Source organism: Desertivirga arenae (assembly GCF_017355785.1).
Taxonomy (GTDB): Bacteria; Bacteroidota; Bacteroidia; order Sphingobacteriales; family Sphingobacteriaceae; genus Desertivirga; species Desertivirga arenae.
Genome location: NZ_JAFEWE010000035.1, coordinates 1 through 1,438 on the forward strand (window position 1 = coordinate 1; position 1,438 = coordinate 1,438).

The 1,438-nt window shown below is 40.8% G+C and carries 2 protein-coding genes; both read right to left on the bottom strand.

Going from position 1 to position 1,438, the window contains the following annotated elements; translation table 11 throughout:
• Positions 1 to 32: 32 nt before the first annotated feature.
• The gene (locus J4N24_RS25370) at positions 33 to 1,016 is read right to left on the bottom strand and encodes an ISAon1 family transposase (RefSeq protein ID WP_207536541.1); all 984 of its coding nucleotides are present in this window, start codon (positions 1,014 to 1,016) and stop codon (positions 33 to 35) included.
• The coding region (locus J4N24_RS25375; RefSeq protein WP_242691817.1) for an ISAon1 family transposase N-terminal region protein at positions 1,009 to 1,438 on the bottom strand (430 nt) is incomplete at its 5' end. The genes J4N24_RS25375 and J4N24_RS25370, both read right to left, overlap by 8 nt.

Genomic DNA, 1,438 nt, shown 5'->3' on the forward strand with positions numbered 1-1,438 from the left:
GGATCAAGCGGAAAATCTGGGGGGCTAAGAACTTAAGCATAGATTTTAGTTAGCCTGTATAGAAAGAAAGCGGTATCTCTTACCCCTCTAGATGTTGCTCTAAATGCTTTTATTTTAGCGTTGAAGGATTTAGCTGAAGCATTTGTACTTCTGTTATCAAAAAAGTTTAGAATGTATTCATAATGACTTTGAATAGATCGAACTACAGAGTCAAAGGCTGAAATGCCTGCTGCTTCTACCTCATTATACCATATTGCCAGCTTTTTAAAAGCCACCTTTTTATCGGTACAGCTTGAATAGATATTAGAAAGCCTTGTGGATAGTAAGTAAGCCTTCTGTAAAAGCGGGTATTTGGGAAAAAGAAGATCTGCTCGTTCTTTTTGACAGGCAGTCCACCTGGATGAGGGCTTAAAGAGCAGGTAGCGACTTCGGGCAAGAAGTTGTTTAAGAGTATCCCCATTGCTCAATACTTCAGGTTGATACTTCTGTTTGTTTTTTCTGGCATCTGCGATCTGTCTGCTTTCTTCATCCAACGCTTGCCAACGGTATTTTATTCTCAGCTCCTGAACAGCATCAGAGGCAAGTTTCTGAACATGAAAACGGTCTACAACTCTGCGGGCATAAGGGAAGCAGCGCCGGATAGCTTTAGCCATGTTAGCGGCCATATCCAAGGTGACTTCCTTCACCTTGTTTCGCTGTTTTAGGGGAATACGTTCCAGGACCGATATAATATCTTCGGCTACCGTTCCTCGGCACATAGCTACAATGGCCCCTTTTCGACCCTTGGCTGCTTTATTTGTTACTATGGTATACAATTCTCCATTAGAGAGAGCTGTTTCATCAATACTTAAATGTTCACCGGTATTCTTTTGAAACACCAGCCATTTTTCAGCATGGTCCTTTTGATTCCAGCTATGAAAATCACTTAGATAATCCTTGTATTGCTCCTGCAACTGTTTGCCATCTACTTTAAAATATTGTCCCAGCTGATAAGCGCTGATGGGGTAATTATCCAAATATCCCTTTTAAAAAAAGGCCGAATTCTGTCGTCATTCGTGCCCCTTTGTGTACCAGATCCCAATCTCTTGTAACGATTTCTCCACTAGATAACACTGTCCATCTTCGCCGTCTTATACATAGAGCGACCTTTTGTCCCCGAATGGGAAAATCCTGAACGCTGACAGCGGGAAGAAGCCCTTTCGACTCTAACTTTTGATCCTGATACTCTTGGGGAACAATATTCTTCTCCTCTAAATGAATTTCAAGTCCTGACTCTTTCTGTAGGACCTGCTTTAATTCAAAGAAATCTAATAATCCTTTAGGTAATAGAAGGGTAGCTAATTGTAAGTATGGATCTTGCAAGAGAGTACTATTTATGTTTTTACTACTTGCAAAAAAACACTTTTTATTTATTCCCCCCAAGAATTCCGCTTGATCC